Annotated in this window: 18 protein-coding genes; 13 read left to right on the top strand and 5 right to left on the bottom strand. The window is 30.3% G+C overall.

The window, feature by feature from the left end:
* Positions 1-851: VaFE repeat-containing surface-anchored protein (locus tag RWJ08_RS06735; RefSeq protein WP_313961528.1), on the top strand; the 851-nt coding region annotated here is incomplete at its 5' end.
* Positions 852-1,381: 530 nt separating this feature from the next.
* On the opposite strand, the gene rsmG is transcribed toward RWJ08_RS06735, so the two are convergent.
* The 3 genes from rsmG to RWJ08_RS06720 form a co-directional block, all read right to left on the bottom strand.
* Complete coding sequence (rsmG, locus tag RWJ08_RS06730) at positions 1,382-2,095, bottom strand: 16S rRNA (guanine(527)-N(7))-methyltransferase RsmG (protein WP_313961527.1); 714 nt, start codon at positions 2,093-2,095, stop codon at positions 1,382-1,384.
* Complete coding sequence (mnmG, locus tag RWJ08_RS06725; RefSeq protein WP_313961526.1) at positions 2,088-3,974, bottom strand: tRNA uridine-5-carboxymethylaminomethyl(34) synthesis enzyme MnmG; 1,887 nt, start codon at positions 3,972-3,974, stop codon at positions 2,088-2,090. Before mnmG ends, rsmG begins: the two co-directional genes overlap by 8 nt.
* A gap of 568 nt (positions 3,975-4,542) precedes the next feature.
* Positions 4,543-5,097 (bottom strand): sigma-70 family RNA polymerase sigma factor, encoded by a 555-nt coding sequence (locus RWJ08_RS06720; protein WP_313961525.1) that lies wholly within the window; start codon positions 5,095-5,097, stop codon positions 4,543-4,545.
* A gap of 222 nt (positions 5,098-5,319) precedes the next feature.
* Here RWJ08_RS06720 and rpiB point away from each other — a divergent pair, with 222 nt between their 5' ends.
* The 3 genes from rpiB to RWJ08_RS06705 are packed head-to-tail and all read left to right on the top strand — an operon-like array spanning position 5,320 to position 7,157.
* Positions 5,320-5,751, top strand: coding sequence for a ribose 5-phosphate isomerase B (rpiB, locus tag RWJ08_RS06715; RefSeq protein ID WP_313961524.1), 432 nt, complete (start codon positions 5,320-5,322; stop codon positions 5,749-5,751).
* An 8-nt stretch (positions 5,752-5,759) separates the two neighbouring features.
* A complete protein-coding gene (locus RWJ08_RS06710; RefSeq protein ID WP_293439901.1) occupies positions 5,760-6,719 on the top strand; it encodes an NAD(P)H-dependent glycerol-3-phosphate dehydrogenase in 960 nt (319 codons plus the stop codon).
* 9 nt (positions 6,720-6,728) lie between these two features.
* A complete protein-coding gene (locus tag RWJ08_RS06705; RefSeq protein WP_313961523.1) occupies positions 6,729-7,157 on the top strand; it encodes a hypothetical protein in 429 nt (142 codons plus the stop codon).
* A 50-nt stretch (positions 7,158-7,207) separates the two neighbouring features.
* Here the strand turns inward: RWJ08_RS06705 and RWJ08_RS06700 are convergent, their stop codons facing one another.
* The gene (locus tag RWJ08_RS06700; RefSeq protein WP_293439898.1) at positions 7,208-8,368 is read right to left on the bottom strand and encodes a hypothetical protein; all 1,161 of its coding nucleotides are present in this window, start codon (positions 8,366-8,368) and stop codon (positions 7,208-7,210) included.
* A 191-nt stretch (positions 8,369-8,559) separates the two neighbouring features.
* Positions 8,560-9,246 (bottom strand): lysoplasmalogenase family protein, encoded by a 687-nt coding sequence (locus RWJ08_RS06695; protein WP_313961522.1) that lies wholly within the window; start codon positions 9,244-9,246, stop codon positions 8,560-8,562.
* A gap of 157 nt (positions 9,247-9,403) precedes the next feature.
* On the opposite strand from RWJ08_RS06695, the gene RWJ08_RS06690 reads away from it, so the two are divergent.
* The 9 genes from RWJ08_RS06690 to RWJ08_RS06650 all read left to right on the top strand — a co-directional run bounded on the left by RWJ08_RS06690 (position 9,404) and on the right by RWJ08_RS06650 (position 17,949).
* On the top strand, positions 9,404-9,589 hold the full coding sequence (locus tag RWJ08_RS06690) for a hypothetical protein (protein ID WP_009354849.1): 186 nt from the start codon (positions 9,404-9,406) through the stop codon (positions 9,587-9,589).
* A gap of 10 nt (positions 9,590-9,599) precedes the next feature.
* Positions 9,600-9,815, top strand: coding sequence for a DUF2922 family protein (locus tag RWJ08_RS06685; protein ID WP_009354829.1), 216 nt, complete (start codon positions 9,600-9,602; stop codon positions 9,813-9,815).
* A gap of 47 nt (positions 9,816-9,862) precedes the next feature.
* Positions 9,863-9,997, top strand: coding sequence for a YvrJ family protein (locus tag RWJ08_RS06680; RefSeq protein WP_009354656.1), 135 nt, complete (start codon positions 9,863-9,865; stop codon positions 9,995-9,997).
* An 8-nt stretch (positions 9,998-10,005) separates the two neighbouring features.
* Positions 10,006-10,794, top strand: coding sequence for a peptidoglycan amidohydrolase family protein (locus RWJ08_RS06675; RefSeq protein WP_313961521.1), 789 nt, complete (start codon positions 10,006-10,008; stop codon positions 10,792-10,794).
* Positions 10,795-11,931: 1,137 nt separating this feature from the next.
* Complete coding sequence (locus tag RWJ08_RS06670; RefSeq protein ID WP_313961520.1) at positions 11,932-13,473, top strand: C69 family dipeptidase; 1,542 nt, start codon at positions 11,932-11,934, stop codon at positions 13,471-13,473.
* A gap of 142 nt (positions 13,474-13,615) precedes the next feature.
* On the top strand, positions 13,616-15,163 hold the full coding sequence (locus RWJ08_RS06665; RefSeq protein ID WP_313961519.1) for an ABC-F family ATP-binding cassette domain-containing protein: 1,548 nt from the start codon (positions 13,616-13,618) through the stop codon (positions 15,161-15,163).
* A 148-nt stretch (positions 15,164-15,311) separates the two neighbouring features.
* Positions 15,312-16,211: a class C sortase gene (locus RWJ08_RS06660; protein WP_313961518.1), complete on the top strand. Its 900-nt coding sequence runs from the start codon at positions 15,312-15,314 to the stop codon at positions 16,209-16,211.
* An 8-nt stretch (positions 16,212-16,219) separates the two neighbouring features.
* Positions 16,220-17,098, top strand: coding sequence for a class C sortase (locus RWJ08_RS06655; protein ID WP_313961517.1), 879 nt, complete (start codon positions 16,220-16,222; stop codon positions 17,096-17,098).
* Positions 17,099-17,115: 17 nt separating this feature from the next.
* Complete coding sequence (locus tag RWJ08_RS06650) at positions 17,116-17,949, top strand: class C sortase (protein ID WP_313961516.1); 834 nt, start codon at positions 17,116-17,118, stop codon at positions 17,947-17,949.
* Positions 17,950-17,961: the final 12 nt, after the last annotated feature.

The raw sequence follows: 17,961 nt of genomic DNA, 5'->3' as shown, positions 1-17,961 counted from the left end.
CAACAGTAGAAACAGAAGCAAAAGTAAATGGCGAAAAAGAAGATGCACCAACTGATAAAGTAGTTTTAACAGACGTAGTTAAATATAAGAACTTAATAGTAGGAAAAACTTATAAAGCTAAGTTAGTATGGATGGATAAGGAAACAGGAAAGCCATTCTTAGTAGATGGAAAAGAAGTTACAGTAGAAAAAGAATTTGTAGCTGAACAAGAAAACGGCGAAATCGAATTAAGCGTAACTGTTGATGCTAAACATTTCGAAAAAGATACACAATTAGTAGCTTTTGAAGAAGTGTACAAGGACAATGTTCTAGTAGCAGCACATAAAGATATAAATGATGAAAATCAAACTGTAAGAGTAAATCAACCAAAATCTAAATTAAAGACAGAAGCTAAGGTTAATGGTAAGAAAGAAGCAGTTCTTGAACAATCATTGACATTAACAGACTATGTTCATTATACTAATTTAGTTGTTGGTAAAGAATATACAGTTAAACTTGTTTGGATGGATAAAGCTACAGGAAAAGAATTATTAGTAAATGGTAAGCCATTAACTGTTGAAAAAACTTTTGTTACTGAAAAGAGTAATGGTACAATTGAGTTAAGTACAGTTGTTGAAGCTAAATATTTAACACAAGGTAAACTAGTAGCATTTGAAACAATGTATGAAAAAGGAAGAGAAATAGCTTCTCATAGAGATATTAATGATGCAGATCAAACTATCTTATTGAAGAAACCTAGATTACCTAAGACAAATATAGGTTCAAACTTAACAGCATATGTAAATATGTTACTTGGATCAGGAGCTTTAGTTGCATTATTAGATTCTAAACGTAGAAAAAGATCAAAATAATCGAAAGATTAAATGATAAAAAATGAAGGTCAGTAACGACCTTCATTTTTTTGTATTTAAACAGAAATAATTCACGTTATGGAACTTTGCAAAGAGAAGCTCCCAACACGTCATCTCGACCAAAGTTAGGGCTAGATTCTTTTCGCTTACGCTACAGTCGAAATGACGTATAAGGGAATATACTTTGTCCAATAGCTAGACGTTAACAGTAAATAAATTTCAAATGGTATTAAAAATTTTATATAAAATAAAATGTTTCACGTCGAATTATTTTGCAGAGAAAACACACCTCAACACGTCATCTTGAGCGAAGTGAAACGAAGTCGAAAGATCTCATAAAGCCCTATGCTTATGATTTAGATTTTCATAGTCGATATACTTAGAATAAATACGTTAATATTATTTAGGTGTAATTTTATTTTTACTTGTAAACAAAAGCGGGTCTGTTGGGTAGTTGTACTAGAAGTCTCCTTTTCTATAAAATATTATAAACACAAAAAAAGAAGGTATTTCAACCTTCTTTTACTCTTTTATAATGGTTTTTTCTTTATCTGTCCCATATTTCTTGGAAAATTATTCGGAGTTTTTCCTACCTTTTTAATAATCAAAATATTTCTTTCTGAAATTTCTCCATTTTGCTCGATTTTAAAATTCAATACATTCTCCAATTTGCAATTTAATTTTTTAAGTGCATTTTTTGAAGTTTCGACTTCTTCAAGATATGAAGGCCCTTTCATTGCAAGAAATAGTCCATTTACTTTTAAAAATGGAATTGTAAATTCCAAAAGTAAAGATAGGGAAGCGACTGCTCTTGAACTCACTATATCAAAACTTTCTCTAAATCCGTCTTTTCTTCCAACTTCTTCGGCGCGACCATGAATAGCCTCTATGTTTTTTAAATTCAAATCCTCAATTACGATATTTAAAAACTTAATTCTTTTATTTAAGCTATCTAACATTGTTATTTTTAAATTTTCATTATATAGTTTAAGTGGAATTGCAGGGAAACCTGCACCAGTTCCTACATCTAAAACAGTTTTATCGTCATCAAAAAGTCCAGTTTTTGTAAGCAATAGACAATCTAAAAAATGTTTTGTATTCATAGCTTCTTCATCTGTAATAGCTGTTAAATTTATTTTTTCATTCCATTCCAGAATTAATTTTTTGTAAATTTCAAACTTTTCCAAAGCTATATCGCTTAAAATAATATTTTCTTTTTGAGTTAAACTTCTTAAATTATCCATTTTTTCTCCTTTGAGTTTCAAGATGAATAAGCAAAACATTTATATCTGCTGGACTTACTCCTGAAATTCTACTAGCTTGTCCTACTGTTTCAGGTCTGAATTTTGCAAGTTTTTGAACTGCTTCAATTCTAAGTCCAGATAGGGAATTATAGTCGATATTTTCAAGTTTTTTGTTTTCAAGTTTTTTAAATGCCTCTATTTGTTGACTTTGTTTTTCAATATAACCCTCATATTTAATCATAGTTTGAACTTGCATTTTTATTTCTCTATCCAAAGGTTCACGAGTTGTGTCTAAATCCTTAATCATCTCATAGTCAAGCTCAGGTCTTTTTATTAAATCATAAAGGCTTACTGCAGTTTTAAGTTTCATACTTCCTAAGTCTTCCAAAGCCTTATTTGTATTTTCCTTTGGAGTTAATATAGAAGATTTTAGTCTATTTATTTCATTTTCAATTAAAGTCTTTTTGTTTAGGCATTTTTCGTAACGTTCTTTTGTTGCCAAACCTATATTATAACTCATTTCCGTAAGTCTTAAATCTGCATTATCTTGTCTTAAAGAAAGTCTGTATTCAGTTCTTGAAGTCATCATTCTATAAGGCTCGTCAGTTCCTTTTGTAATCAAATCGTCGATTAAAACTCCGATATAGGCATCACTTCTGGTAAGAACAAAAGGTTCTTTTCCTAAAATATTCATTGCCGAATTTATCCCTGCGATAATACCTTGACTTGCAGCTTCTTCATAACCAGAGCTTCCGTTGATTTGACCTGCAAAGAAAAGATTTTTAATATCCTTATGTTCTAAAGTAGCTCTTAAAATAGTTGGATCAATACAATCATATTCAATTCCATAAGCAGGACGCATTATCTTAACATTTTCAAGTCCTAAAATACTTTTATACATCTGCTTTTGAACTTCAAGGGGAAGAGTGCTGCTGACACCTTGAACATACATTTCAGAAGTATCTAAACCCTCAGGCTCAATAAAAACTTGATGTTCGTCTTTTTCATTAAAACGTACGATTTTATCCTCAATAGAAGGACAATATCTTGGACCTACGCCCTTTACAATTCCTGCATACATAGGACTTCTATGAAGATTTTTTTCGATTATTTGTTTAGTTTCCAAAGTTGTATAAGTTAAAAAACAATCTTCCTTATGATTTCCTATATCTTTTCCTTCATTCATAAAGGAAAATGGAATTATATTGTCATCTCCTTTTTGGATATCCATTTTTGAATAGTCAATGGAGTCTCTATGAACTCTTGCAGGAGTACCTGTCTTGAAACGTCTAAGTGGAATACCTAAATTTCTCAAACTATCACTTAAATAAGTAGAGCATTTCCAGTTGTTTGGACCACTTTCATAACAGTTTTCTCCAATTAAAATCATAGATTTAAGATAAGTTCCCGTACAGATGATAACTGCCTTTGCAGGGAAGATTTCATTTGAAGTCGTTAAAACTCCTGTTATTTCATTATTTTCAGTTAAAATTTTCTTAACTTCTGCTTGAATTAAATCTATATTTTTTTCGTTTTCTAAAACTTTTTTCATTTCAGTATGATACATTTTTTTATCTGCTTGAACACGTAAACTGTGAACAGCTGGACCTTTAGAAGTATTTAACATTCTGGATTGAATAAAAGTCTTATCTATATTTATCGCCATTTCTCCGCCTAGAGCATCAATTTCACGAACTAAATGGCCTTTTCCTGTACCACCTATATTTGGATTGCAGGGCATATCGGCAACTGAATCCATGCTTATTGTAAGAATTGCAGTTTTAAGTCCAAGTCTAGCGCTTGCAAGACCTGCTTCACAACCGGCATGACCTGCTCCGATTACAACAACATCATATTTTTCGTCTATAAAATTTGTCATTTTTTCTCCTTATTAAAAATCTACATAAATATACATACTATATTTTACCACAAAATTGTAAAAATTTCATAAAAATATACAAAAAAAGAACTCAAAAGAGTCCTTTTCGGAATATGGGGGAGAAGATTTAATTATTGATGTATCTACGATACATTAATATGTTTAGATTTCTTTCAGAAATATAAACAAGCAATAGTTGAGATCTTCACAGTCGATTGTACTCAAATCAAAGATTTGAACAATCTTTGCGTCAGACCTACTTTTGTTTACAAGTAAACAAAGTTAGGGCTAGATTCGCTTCGTTTCGCTTTGCTCAACTACGGTCGAGATGACGTGTTAGAAAAATTCCTTTACATAGTACTATGACGTGAAAAATTTTAATTTTATATAAAATTTTAAATATTCTTTAAATTCTATTTACTTTTAACGTCTAGCTATAAAACGAAGTATTCTCCTTACACGTCATCTCGACTGTAACGAAGCGAAGCTGAGTGGAACGGAGAGATCTCATACTTTTGCTTTAGCAAAAGTAAATGTATCGTAGATACATCCCATTGGTATCTAAACACTACAACTCTCTAATATCTATTTCATTTTCTACAAACTTAACTTTAAGTTTTTTCTTTGCTATTTTATAATACTCCTTAACTGTGTCTTCCTTTATTTTCATTTTCTCTGCAATTTCTTTATTTTTTAAATTCTCATAAAATTTGTATTCTATAACCTCTCTTTGCTTTTGGGGGAGAGTGGACACAATTTCTCTTATCTTTTTATTCAATTCATTTGTTTCAATCTCTCTTTGTGTATCTGCATTTTCATCAACAATAAGCTCCAAAACTTCGATTGTCTCATCATCTTTTGTCTGATATATTTTAGAATATGTCTTTTCAGTTTCTTTTTTTCTTTTAAAAAATTTTTGCATATAAAAAAATTTTAATTGATATTTTAAATAGCATTCAAGTGAAACTTTTCCACCACCTTTATAGCTCTCCAAAAGCTCCAAAATTTTTATAACTCCGTCTTGATATGCATCTTCATAACTTATGTAATTTGCAAAATACTTTTTTATACTCGCTTTAATCAAAGGACTAAAATCTTCTATAATTTTCTCTCTGTCGTACATCTTTCCTCCTGATTTTAAGACATGACGGTATTTTAAGTTGTTGGGTTAAGTTTGCTAATTCTTGGTATTATTATATCACTTTTTTAACCTTAGGTCAATTATAAAGTTACTAAAATTTATATTGTTTACTATATAGTATCTTTATAAGTCACTTAAATACTTGACTATACTTAAGAAATATATTATTATTAGTTATATTAAATAGCAATTAAGGAGAGTTGTATGAAGATAATAATTGGTAATGATCATTCAGCAGTTGAAATGAAAAATGAATTAGTAAAATTTTTAGAAGAATTGGGACATGAAGTTATAAATGTAGGAACAGATGAAACTAAAAGCGTGGATTATCCACTTTTTGGACAAGCTGTTTGTAAAAAAGTTTTAGAAAATAAAAATTCTTTAGGAATTGCAATCTGTGGAACAGGTATCGGAATTTCAATAGCTTGTAACAAGGTTAAAGGAATTCGTGCAGGTCTTTGCAGTGAAAGTTTTTCAGCTAGAATGACAAGAAAACATAATAATGCAAATGTTCTTTGCTTGGGGGCAAGAGTTACTGGAATTGAACTAGCAAAAGACATTGTAAAAACTTTTATTGAAGAGGACTTCGAGGGTGGTCGTCATCAAAAAAGAATAGACATGTTAGAAGAAAAATAGGAGATTTTATGAAAATTGCTGTTATAGGCTGTGGAAGATGGGGAAGTTTCATAGCTTGGTATTTAGATAAAATAGGAAATGAAGTTACTTTATACGGAAGAGAAACTTCAGAAAAGATGAAAAACTTTTTAGAGAATAGGAAAAATAATTTTCTTGAACTTCCAAAGTCCATTTCTTTAACAACAAATATAAATGATGTTTTCGATAAAGATTTAATTATCATTTCTGTTGGAACACAGGGTTTAAGGGATTTATTAAATGAGAACAAATCCCTTTTTAAAGAGAAAAATATTCCAATTATTCTCTGTATGAAGGGAATTGAAATAAAAACAGGTTTTACTCCTACAAAAATTGTAAAAGACATTCTAGGAGAAAATTACTCTTGTGGTGCTTGGATTGGACCGGGACATGTTCAAGACTTTACAAATGGAATTCCAAATTGTATGGTAATAGACTCAGACGATAGGGAATTGGTTAAAAAATTAGTTGATTCTTTTTCAAGTAATTTAATCAGATTTTACTATGGGACTAATCTTTTGGGAAATGAAATCGGAGCAGCTTCAAAAAATGTTATAGGAATTGCTGCGGGAATGCTTGACGGATTTAATTTAAGCTCATTAAAGGGAGCTTTGATGTCAAGAGGAACAAGAGAAATTGCAAGACTTATTGAAAAAATGGGTGGAGATAAAAGCTGTGCATATGGACTTTGTCATCTTGGAGATTATGAAGCTACTGTTTTTTCCGAATTTAGTAATAACAGAAAATTTGGTGAAAAATTTGTAAAAGGAGAAAGTTTTGAAAAACTTGCAGAGGGATATTTCACAACAAAGGCATTAATGGATTTATCCGAAAAATACGATGTTGAATTGCCTATAACAAATGCAGTTTATGAAATAATATATAATAAAAAAGACCCAAAAGAAATTTTGGATAATCTTTTTAAAAGAAGTTTAAAAATGGAATTTTAAGGAGAAACTATGTTACCGTTAATTTTAATTCCTTTACTTTTATGTCTTTTTAACATCTATCGGAGACTAACTTGTATCATAAAAGTAAAGTTTACAAAATTCACATTAATGACTCTAATAATTGCATTAGCTCTTATGCTATTTGCAGGATATAAATTAAAAAACGACTTAGTGGGCTACATAATTGTTTTATCTTGGTGGCTGGCATTCTTTACAAGCATGATTAGTGCAGGAATAAGTGAAAGAGGGATTATTCACCCATGGCAATTAGTTGCAAAGCTCTACAGATGGGATAGAATAAGAAGTTTTTCAATTGAAAACAGCGGAAAGACCATAATGGTAAACTTTAAAATCTTCAGAGACTTAAGACAAGAATACGACAAAAGCGACTTAGACAAAATCAAAAAAATAGCTAAAAAGAATAAATTAATAAAGTAATTAAAACAATAAAAAAGGAGTGAAATTCACTCCTTTATTTTTTGTAATTTTTAGAATAAATGGAACAACATATATAAAATATGTGCTGCAGCTCCGGCAACTAATCCACCAATTGTATGGCTGATTAATGCTTTTCCTGTTGCTTCTTTTGTTCCAAGTGCATCCATCATTGCAATGTGAGTTGAGATATATCCACTCCAGCACATACAGATTGCTGTAAATACTGCTATGTCGTTTCCTGAAACTTTTCCTACTGCTGCCATTTTTGCAACTGTTCCTATTGCTGCTCCTGTTGAGCCTAATGCAGTTATTGGAACTGCTATTGCTTCTGGAGAGCTGAAACCGAATAATGGATTAAGTATGAAAGATAATTTTGATCCTATCCATGGAAGAATGCCAACACCTTCGTTAGCTGCCCCAGTATAGACTCCTTCAGCTCCAGGTCCATTTGTAAGAATAATAACTAATGTACAAATGATTACAACGCCAGGAATAATTGAAAGTCCCATATCAACTCCAACTTTTCCACCATCAAGGATAGCTTGGATGAATCTTGAACCTGCACTACCTTCTCGTACAACTCTTGAGTTTTCCGGAATTTCAACACTTGACTTTACTTCAACATATTCAGTCGTTCCATACATTTTTTTAGTAGCAAGCATCATAAGTCTAACAGATACTACACTACCTATAACTGCTCCCAAGTTACCGATTAAAGCACTTGTAACAGCTCCTTCAACATTAAGTCCCATCATTGTAGTTGTAGTGATAAGACCCATACCAAAAGCAGTTCCAAGATTTGTAAGAGCTGGCATTTGATATTTTTTGAAATAACGTCTAAAGTTATCATCATGTGCTAATGTTAAGATAGCAGGGTTGTCTGAAAGATAACAATTTAACATACCTAGAGATGAAGCTCCTGGTAAGTCATAAATAGGTTTCATAATTTTTGACAGAAGTTTATTTACAAGAGCTATTACTCCAAATTCAGAGAATAGACCTGAAATTGCTCCAGCCAATACGGCAATCGCCATCAAGTAAAGACATACGTTCATAAGCAAGTCAAAACCTGTATTCATCATAGTTTTGATCATATTTATTCCACCCATTTTTCTACCAATTAAGATAAAAAAAGTTAGGAATAAACCAAGGCAAAGAAAGTTTTCGAGTCCAATATCTTTTTTGAATCTTCCAATATTCTTTTCTTCCAATTCAATATACCTCCGATAAATAAATACTGAAATTATTTTACCATAAAAAGTATAAAAACACAATGGAAAAAGTAGTTTTTATAAAGGTTTTTAATAAAATATTTTTTATTTTTAAAGCATTGAAAAGTTAAATTTTTTTAAGGTAAAAATGTATGTGTTTTCACAATAAAAAAACGACTGAATACAGTCGTTTATACTAACAATAGTCCGAAACCCATTATTAAAAGAAATTTTGCAATTGAATAGGTAAATGTTGTACAAATGTTAAAAAATCTATTGTTTTTAATAAATGCAACAAACAAAAATAATGAGTTTGATATAAGGAATAGATTACTTCCGAAAATCAAAAATAATACACCACTTCTGTAATTGAAAATTCCAGTTAAAATAGTCAAAATACAAAGAGTTGCATTAAAAAATGCAAATGCATAAAGATATATAATATCTTTTCTAAAGTATTCACTCGCATATTCAAATGAAACAATAATTTCAAAAGCTACAAATCCAAAATATAATACCATTAGCAATATTGTAAGTAAATAGTTTAAATTCGTTATTTTTATGAAATTTACGAGTTTTATTATATAAAAAGTCATTCCGATTATAAATAAAGGAAGACCCATAATTATGTTTTTCTTATTTCTTCTAGTGAATAAAACATCTCCAAACCAGAAGAATAAAATAGCTAGATATATTAAAATATCATGGTTTTTAAATCTAAAAAAATAGAATAATGCCAATAATGGCATTAATAATACATTGAAAAAATTTCTTTCCGTATTCTTTTTTTGTAATATCATATATAAATTACCAAAGGTAAATAATGTATAAATTAATAAAATCAGGTACGAAATAATTTTAAATATCCCGTTGTTCATATTGCCTCCAAATTTCTTAGTATTAATTATTTTAACATAAAAAGTCGCTATAAACAAGTTAAAGGAATAATAAATATACCTTATCCCCCCCTTTTTTTTAAAAATTTTTATTATATAAGTGTAAGGCTTACAAAATAACTAAAAAAGGAGAAAAGATATGGCTAAAAAGTATTTAAAGGTTAGTTTTAACCTTGCTAATTCTAAAAAGAGAAGTGTAACTGTTAAGAATATTCAAAGTGAATCTTCTGATGAAAATTTAAAGAAATTAGGAGAATTCGTTGAAAAATTTATTGACGGTACAAGAAAAGAAACAATTAAAGTCGTAGAAACAACTTTAGAATAGGAGGTAAAGTATGAAGAAAACATTAAGTATGACTCTAATATTAGAGGATGGAAAAAATATGGCATTTACAATTTCTAATATAAAAAATATATCAGCAGATGAAGCTTCTGATATTATAAAAACTTTTGATTATAAGTCAGTTTTGGCTAAGGATAATTTAAAAGTTACTGGAATTAAAAAGGCTAATATTATTTCAACAAGCTATGATGAAGTAACAGTAATCTAGTAAAAAAAGACCTTTGGGTCTTTTTTTACTTAAGATAGGAGGGAAAAATGGAAAATATAATTGCAAGTATTTCAAATGTAGGCTTTCCTGTTGCTCTTTCTGTATTCTTATTGCTTAGGTTTGAAAAGAAGATTGACGAACTTACAAAGGCTATAAATGAATTAGTTGTTAAACTTAAATAGGAGTTTTTATGATAGATATTGAAAAGGCTATAAAGTGGTTTGAAAACAGAAAAGGCAAGGTTTCTTATTCTATGCAAAATAGGAATGGATCCTCCAGTTATGATTGTTCATCTTCTGTATATTATGCACTTAGGAGTGCAGGGGCAAAAAGTAATGGTTGGACTATTGACACCAAACACGAACATTCGTGGCTTACAGAGAATGGTTTTGAAAAGATAACAGATAATCTTCCTTGGAATGCCAAAAGAGGAGATATTTTTATCTGGGGAAAAAAGGAAAATAATAGCGCAAGTTTTGGACATACTGGAATTTTCATTGATGAAAACAGAATTATTCATTGTAATTATTCTGCAAATGGAATTTCTGTGGATAATCACGATAAACTCTGGGTTTATGCAGGTAGACCACATTATTTTGTATATAGATTAAAAGAATTTCAAGATGAAGGAGAATATATGGAGCTTTTGGATATAAAGAGTAAAATTAAAGGCTACTATTCAATCGACAGTTTGCCTTGGTTTTGTGAGGATAAGAGTATGATTGGAACGACACAAAATCATCAAGCAGAAGAAGTAACTTTAACCCGAAAATGGGGAAGTTACTACTATGTAAAGGAATTAAAGGGCTGGGTTGATTACAGAGCTTTTATAAATGAAAAAGCTATAAGAGATGTCGCCAAAGAAGTCATTCAAGGAAACTGGGGCAATGGCGAATTAAGACGTGCAAGGCTTGAAAATGCAGGATACAATTATGAAGAAGTACAAAAGGAAGTCAACAGATTATTAAAAAGTAAATAGTTTTATATTATAAAAGACAATTAATGGAGGGTTATCATTAATTGTTTTTTGTAATAAATTTTTAAGTTTATTTACTGTTAACGTCTAGCCACTAAACTAAGTATTAATCCTTATACGTCATCTCGACCGGAGTTGAGCAAAGCGAAACAAAGTGGAGAGATCTCATACTTTTGCTTGTAAACAAGCAAAAGTAAATGTATCGCAGATACATCGGTATGAAATTTTCATATTAAATGGAGCTTTAGAAAATTTACATAGTAGTTATATTTAACATTTTTATTTTTTTAAGTCCTTTGCAGGACTTACTATTATTTGCAAGCAAATAATAGTGTGAGATCTCCAGAGTTATTGTATCAAATGATACAATAACCCCGTCAGACCTACTTTTGTTTACAAATAAACAAAGTTAGGGCTAGATTCACTCCGGTCGAGATGACGTGTTAGGGGCATTTCATTGCAAAAGATTTTGACGTGAAGTATTTAGTTTTGTATATAATTTTTAATAATATATGAAATTTATTTATGATAATAGAACTTTATGAGTTTTCCAGAGTTATTATATCAAATGATACAATAACCTCGTCAGACCTATTTTTGTTTACAAGTAAACAAAGTTAGAGCTAGATTCACTGCACTCAGCTACGCTTCGTTTCGGTCGAGATGACGTATTAGAGGTATTTAATTTCAAAGTTCTATGACGTGAGTTATTTCTTTATAATATACAATTTTTAAATTTTATTGAAGTTTATTTACTATTAACGTCTGGCTACTGGACAAAGATATTCTCTTTATACGTCATCTTGAGCGAAGTGTAACGAAGTCGAAAGATCTCATACTTTTGCTTGTAAACAAGCAAAAGTAAATGTATCGTAGATACATAATAAACCTTGTTTAGATTTCTTTCGGGAATACTATTGATTGCAAACAAACAAATAGTTGAGATGACGTGTTAGGTGCATTTATTTGCAAAGCACTATGATGTGAAGCATTTTGTTTTTCATTGTATTCATAATTTAAAATAGGAGAAATGGTTAAGTTTTTTGTGAAACAACAAAAAATATTTTTACTTTTTTGTTAATTTGAGTTATAATATAATTGTAGTTAATAATAATTATTATTTAGAAAGAGAGGTTTGTTATGTGTACTACAATTCTTATAGGTAAAAAAGCAAGTTATGACGGTTCAACTTTGGTTGCTCGTATTGAAGATTCTTCAGCGGGAATGTTTAAATCAAAAAAATTTATCGTTGTTGAGCCTAAGGATCAACCAATTCATTATAAATCTGTTCGTACAGATTGTGAAATTGAATTGCCTAAAAATCCAATGCGTTATACTTGTCTTCCAAATGTAAAAAAATGGCGTGGAGTTTGGGGAGCATGTGGCGTTAATGAAAAAAATATTTCAATGACTGCAACAGAAACAATTACTACAAATGAAAGAGTTTTGGGAGCGGATCCTTTAATAGAATTTGAACCTGACATTATAAAAAAAGGTGGAATAGGAGAGGAAGATTTTGTTGTAATTACCCTTCCTTATATAAATAGTGCTAAAGAAGGTGTTGAAAGACTTGGTGCATTAATAGAAAAATACGGAACTTATGAAAGTAACGGAATTGCTTTTCAAGATGTTGATTCTATTTGGTGGTTTGAAACAATCGGAGGTCATCATTGGATAGCAAGAAGAGTTCCTGATGAGGTTTATGTTGTAATGCCAAATCAATTCGGACTTGATCATTTTGATTTTGAAGATGCTTATGGAGCAAAAGAAGAATTTATGTGTTCATCAGATTTAAAAGAATTTGTTGAAGAAAATTTCCTTGACTTATCTACTGATATGTCTCTTGAAAAACTTCTTGATGATTTTGAAGAAGGTTTTGACTATGATGAAGATGAAGACTATAAAGAACCTTTCAATCCGAGAGTTGCTTTTGGAAGTCATTCCGATGCAGATCATACTTACAATACACCTCGTGCTTGGGTAATGCTAAGATATTTCAATCCAAATACTTTCGATTGGGATGGTGAAAATGCTGAATTTAAACCACATAGTGATAATCTTCCTTGGTGCATGATTCCTGAAAAGAAGATTACAATAGAAGATGTTAAGTATATTATGTCTAATCACTATCAAGGAACTCCTTATGACCCATATCTAAGGAATGGAGATTTATCACAAAAGGGAAAATTCAGACCTATAGGTATAAATCGTAATGATGTTTTGGCTTTGGTTCAAATAAGACCTTATATGCCTGAAGAAATTAGAAGTATTGAGTGGTTATCCTTCGGTTCAAATGTATTTAATGCAATTGTTCCATATTATGCAAATATTACTAAAACACCTGAATATTTAGAAAATACAACTCTTACTCCTTCAACAGATAATTTCTATTGGATAAATCGTATTATCGGAGCACTTTGCGATGCGCATTTTCCATCAACTGCTTCTCATGTTGAAAGATATCAAAATGCAGTTCAATCAAAATGTCGTACATTCTTGAATAAATATGATAAAGAATTTTTGAAAAACAAATCAAAGATAAAGAATGTTCACGAATTTTTAGAAAAAGCAAATGATGAGATAACAGATTTTGTAAAAGACCAAACAAATGATTTGCTTGACAAAACACTTTTCACAGCAAGTTGTGAAATGAAAAACGGATTTTCAAGATCAGATGCTTAAAAAACTTTAATATTGAACATTGCCGTCAGAAATGACGGCTTTTTTTGTGTTGAGATATATGTCCTTTTAATTAGTTGTTTAAATTTTTACTTAAATTGAAAAATATGGTAAAATATGTAGAGCTATACTAAAAGGAGAAGAAATGAGTATTTTAACTGTAAAAAATTTGAGCCACAGCTTTGGTGGTCGTCAAATACTTAAAGATGTAAATTTTAGACTTTTAAAAGGTGAACATATAGGACTTGTTGGACCAAATGGAGAGGGCAAAAGTACCTTTCTAAATTTGGTTACGGGAAAACTTGAAGCTGAAGAAGGAAGTATCGAATGGGCAAAGAGAGTAAGAATTGGCTATCTTGACCAACATTCTGTAATTGGTGCGAATATGACTGTTCGTGATGTTTTAAAATCAGCCTTTTCATATCTTTTTGAAGTTGAAAGTGAATTAAATGATATTTATATGAAGATGGGTGAATTATCAGATCAAGAACTTGATGATATAATGCTTGATGCGGCGGAGCTTCAAGAATTACTTGAAACGAATGATTTTTATATGATTGATTCCAAGATTGATGAAATTGCACATAATATGGGAATTAAAGATTGGCTTGATAGACCTGCTTTTGACCTTTCAGGTGGACAACGTTCAAAGATTTTACTTGCAAAATTGCTTTTAGAAAAGCCTGATATTTTGCTTCTTGATGAGCCTACTAACTATTTAGATGAGGAGCATATAAATTGGCTTAGAAGATATTTACAAAATTATGAAAATGCCTTTATTTTAATTTCTCATGATATTTCATTTTTAAATTCTGTAATAAATTTGATTTACCATGTTGAAAATTGTGAAGTAAATAGATATGTTGGAGATTATGACGAGTTTTTAAGACTGAAAGAGTTGAAACAAAGACAGATTGAAGCTGCTTACAAAAAACAACAACAGGAAATTCAAGAACTTGAGGACTTCGTGCAAAGAAATAAGGCTAGAGTTGCTACTAGAAATATGGCGATGTCAAGACAGAAAAAACTTGATAAAATGGAAAAGATTGAGCTTGTAAGAGAAAAGCCAAAGCCTGAATTCTATTTTGAAACAGCTCCTTCCACAAGCAGATTAATTTTTGAAACAGAAGATTTGGTAATAGGTTATGACAAGCCTATAAGTAAGCCTTTAAATCTTCGTATGGAAAGAGGAGATAGGATTGCCATTGTAGGAGCAAACGGACTTGGTAAGACAACTCTTGTAAATACAATTCTTGGAAATATTAAAGCTATTTCAGGTTCTGTTTCTTTTGGTCAAAACTTAGCAATAGGATATTTTAAACAAGAAGAGCATTACGAAAATAACAATACACCAATTGATGAGATGTGGGAGAAATTTCCGAGTTGGGAACAATTTAAAATTCGTGCTGCCCTAGCAAAATGTTCTCTTACAACTGTGCATATCGAATCACAGATGAAAGTTTTAAGCGGGGGAGAACAGGCAAAGGTAAGACTTTGTAAGATTTTAAATGAAAAGACAAATATTCTAATGCTTGATGAACCTACAAACCATCTTGACCCAGAGTCAAAGGAAGAATTAAAAAGAGCTTTAAAGGAATATAAGGGTGGAATCTTTTTAATCTCTCACGAAAAAGACTTTTATACAGAAATAGCGACAGAAATTTGGAATATGGAAGATTTTTCACTGTTATAAAATACCGTCAACTATGACGGTTTTTTTATGCTTTTATCTCTTGTATTTTTATGCAAAAAATAATATAATAATAGTTAAGCGTTTTTGAATTATTTAATAAATTGTTAATATTTTGATAATAAATGATTAATATTTTTAAGGAGTTTTTATGAGTGATATAGATATAAAAATTTCTAAGAAAAAGTCCAAAAAGAAAAGTAATTGGCCTTTTATTTTAGTTTTTTTACTTGGGTTTGGGATACTTATGTATCCTATAATCACAAGATGGTATTATAGAGTTGAATCAAATAATGTTATTTCTACTTTTGATAGCGAGAAAGAAAAATTGTCAAAAGAAGAAGTTAAAAGAAGAATGGAATTAGCAAAGGCATATAATAGCACTTTGCATAATGAAGTTACTAAGGACCCTTATTCTGATGAAAAAAAGAAAGCTGGTAAGGCTGAGTATGCGAGAATGATAGAAATTCACGAGTATATTGGCCATGTTCAGATACCTGCCATTGATGTTGATGTGCCAATTTATGCGGGAACTGATGAAGAAGTCCTTCAAAAAGGTGCAGGTCATTTGGAAGGGACATCTCTTCCTATTGGTGGAATTAACACACATACTGTTATAACTGCACATAGTGGACTTCCTACTGCAACTTTATTTACAAATCTTTCAAAACTTCAAATTGGAGATAAATTTTATATTCATAATTTTGCTGAAACTTTGGCTTATCAGGTTGATCAAATCAAAGTTGTTGAACCTTCAACTTTTGATGATTTACTTATTTCCGAAGGAAAAGACTATGCTACTCTTTTAACTTGCACACCTTATATGATTAATACTCATAGATTATTAGTCAGGGGACATAGGGTTGAATATGACAAAGACCTTGTTAATAAGGAGTTATTGGAGGGCAAAAAGAATATCTGGTATATGTATTTATTCTACTTTATTTTATTTTTACTTGTAATTTTAATCATTTCCACTTTGTATTATGTTAGAAAGAGGAAAAAAATTAGTAAAAAACTAGAAAAAATAGATGTAGATAATATTAAATAGAGGTTTTTATGAAAATTAAAGATAATAAAGCTAAAGGCAAAAGCTGTAAAAAGACAAAACTTCCTTTTATCTTCGTCTTTTTAATCGGATTTTGCATTATGATTTATCCTTTTGTATCTCAATGGTATTATAGAGTTGATAGTGGAAAGCGTATTGAAAACTTTGAAAAGGAAGCGGGAAAACTCTCTAAAGAAGAAATAGAAGAGAGAATAAAACTTGCTAAGGCATATAATTCAACACTTGATCCTTCCAAACTTTCTGACCCTTATTCTAAAGAAGAAAAAAATAGGGGAGTAGCGGAGTATGCGAGAATGTTACAAGTTGGAGAGTTGATAGGTCATGTTGAAATACCTAAGATTGATGAAAATCTTCCGATTTATGCAGGAACTTCAGAAGATATTTTACAAAAAGGAGCAGGACACTTGGAGGGTTCTTCTCTTCCAGTTGGTGGAGAAGGTACACATTCAGTAATCACTGCTCATAGAGGACTTCCAACTGCTGCACTTTTTACAAAGCTGGATAAATTACAAAAAGGGGATGTGTTTTTCATTCACAATATTCAAACTGTTTTAGCTTATGAAGTTGATCAGATTTTGGTTGTTGAGCCATCAGATTTTTCTCCGATTTTGGTTGAAAGCGGAAAGGATTATGTAACCCTTTTGACTTGTACACCTTATATGGTTAATTCACATAGACTTTTAGTTAGAGGGCATAGGATTGAATACACTCCACTTGATAAGGCAAAAAATGTTAGCAAGAGAAGAAGTTTTTTCAGAAAATATTTTTATTGGTTACTTATGATTTTTATAATAGCACTAATTATTTTCTTATATAATTTTAAGAAATATATGGATGTTAGAAAGAGAATTAAAGAGCTTAAATTGTAAAGAATGGGTTAAATTAAATGAAAAGTAAAAAAGTAAGAATTGTTGGATATTTGATTATGATTATAGGAATTTCACTTCCTTTATACACTTTTACTAATTTGGTGTTTAATAATTATAGGCAAAAGTCCATGTATGAAGAGTTTAAGTTACTTCAAGAAAAAATGAGCGAAGAAGAAAAAACTCAATTGGAAAGTTCAATAAAAGAGTATAATAACAATGTAAAAAGTTCAAGTATAGTAGATCCTTTTAGCAATGAAGAATATAACACTGTTTATGAATTTAAAAAAGGAGATCCTGACGGAATTTTTGCATATATAAGAATTCCTGCCATAGATTTATACAAACCTATAAGACTTGATGCCTCCTATAAACATCTAGATAATGGTGTTGCGCATATCGACGGAACAGCTCTACCAACTGGAGGAAATGGAAATAGAAGTGTAATCGCAGGACATAGAGGCTGGTATAAAGATGTAATGTTTTTAAATATTTCCAAACTGAAAAAAGGCGATAAAGTTTATATTGAAAGAGCTGGAAAAACTTTAACTTATTTAGTTTCAAATACGGAAATTATAAAACCTTATGAGTGGGAAAAATTAGAACCAGAAAAAGATAAGGATATTTTGACATTGCTTACATGTGACCCTGCAATTCCACCAAGCCCTTATCGATTGCTTGTAAATTGTGAAAGATTAGTAGAAAATACTGGGGAACAAGTTGAAACCAAAGAAGAAACAAATAAAGATGTAAAAAATATGTCTATTTTGGTATATTCTATTACTGGTGGATTGTGGATTGTATTTTTCTTTACTGGATATAAATTTATAAGATTTTTAATAAAAAGAAAATAGCAAGAAGAACCC

Source organism: uncultured Parvimonas sp. (assembly GCF_963524015.1).
Classification (GTDB): domain Bacteria; phylum Bacillota; class Clostridia; order Tissierellales; family Peptoniphilaceae; genus Parvimonas.
The sequence above is the reverse complement of the archived record's forward strand: the minus strand, read 5'-3'. Positions and strand labels throughout refer to the sequence as shown.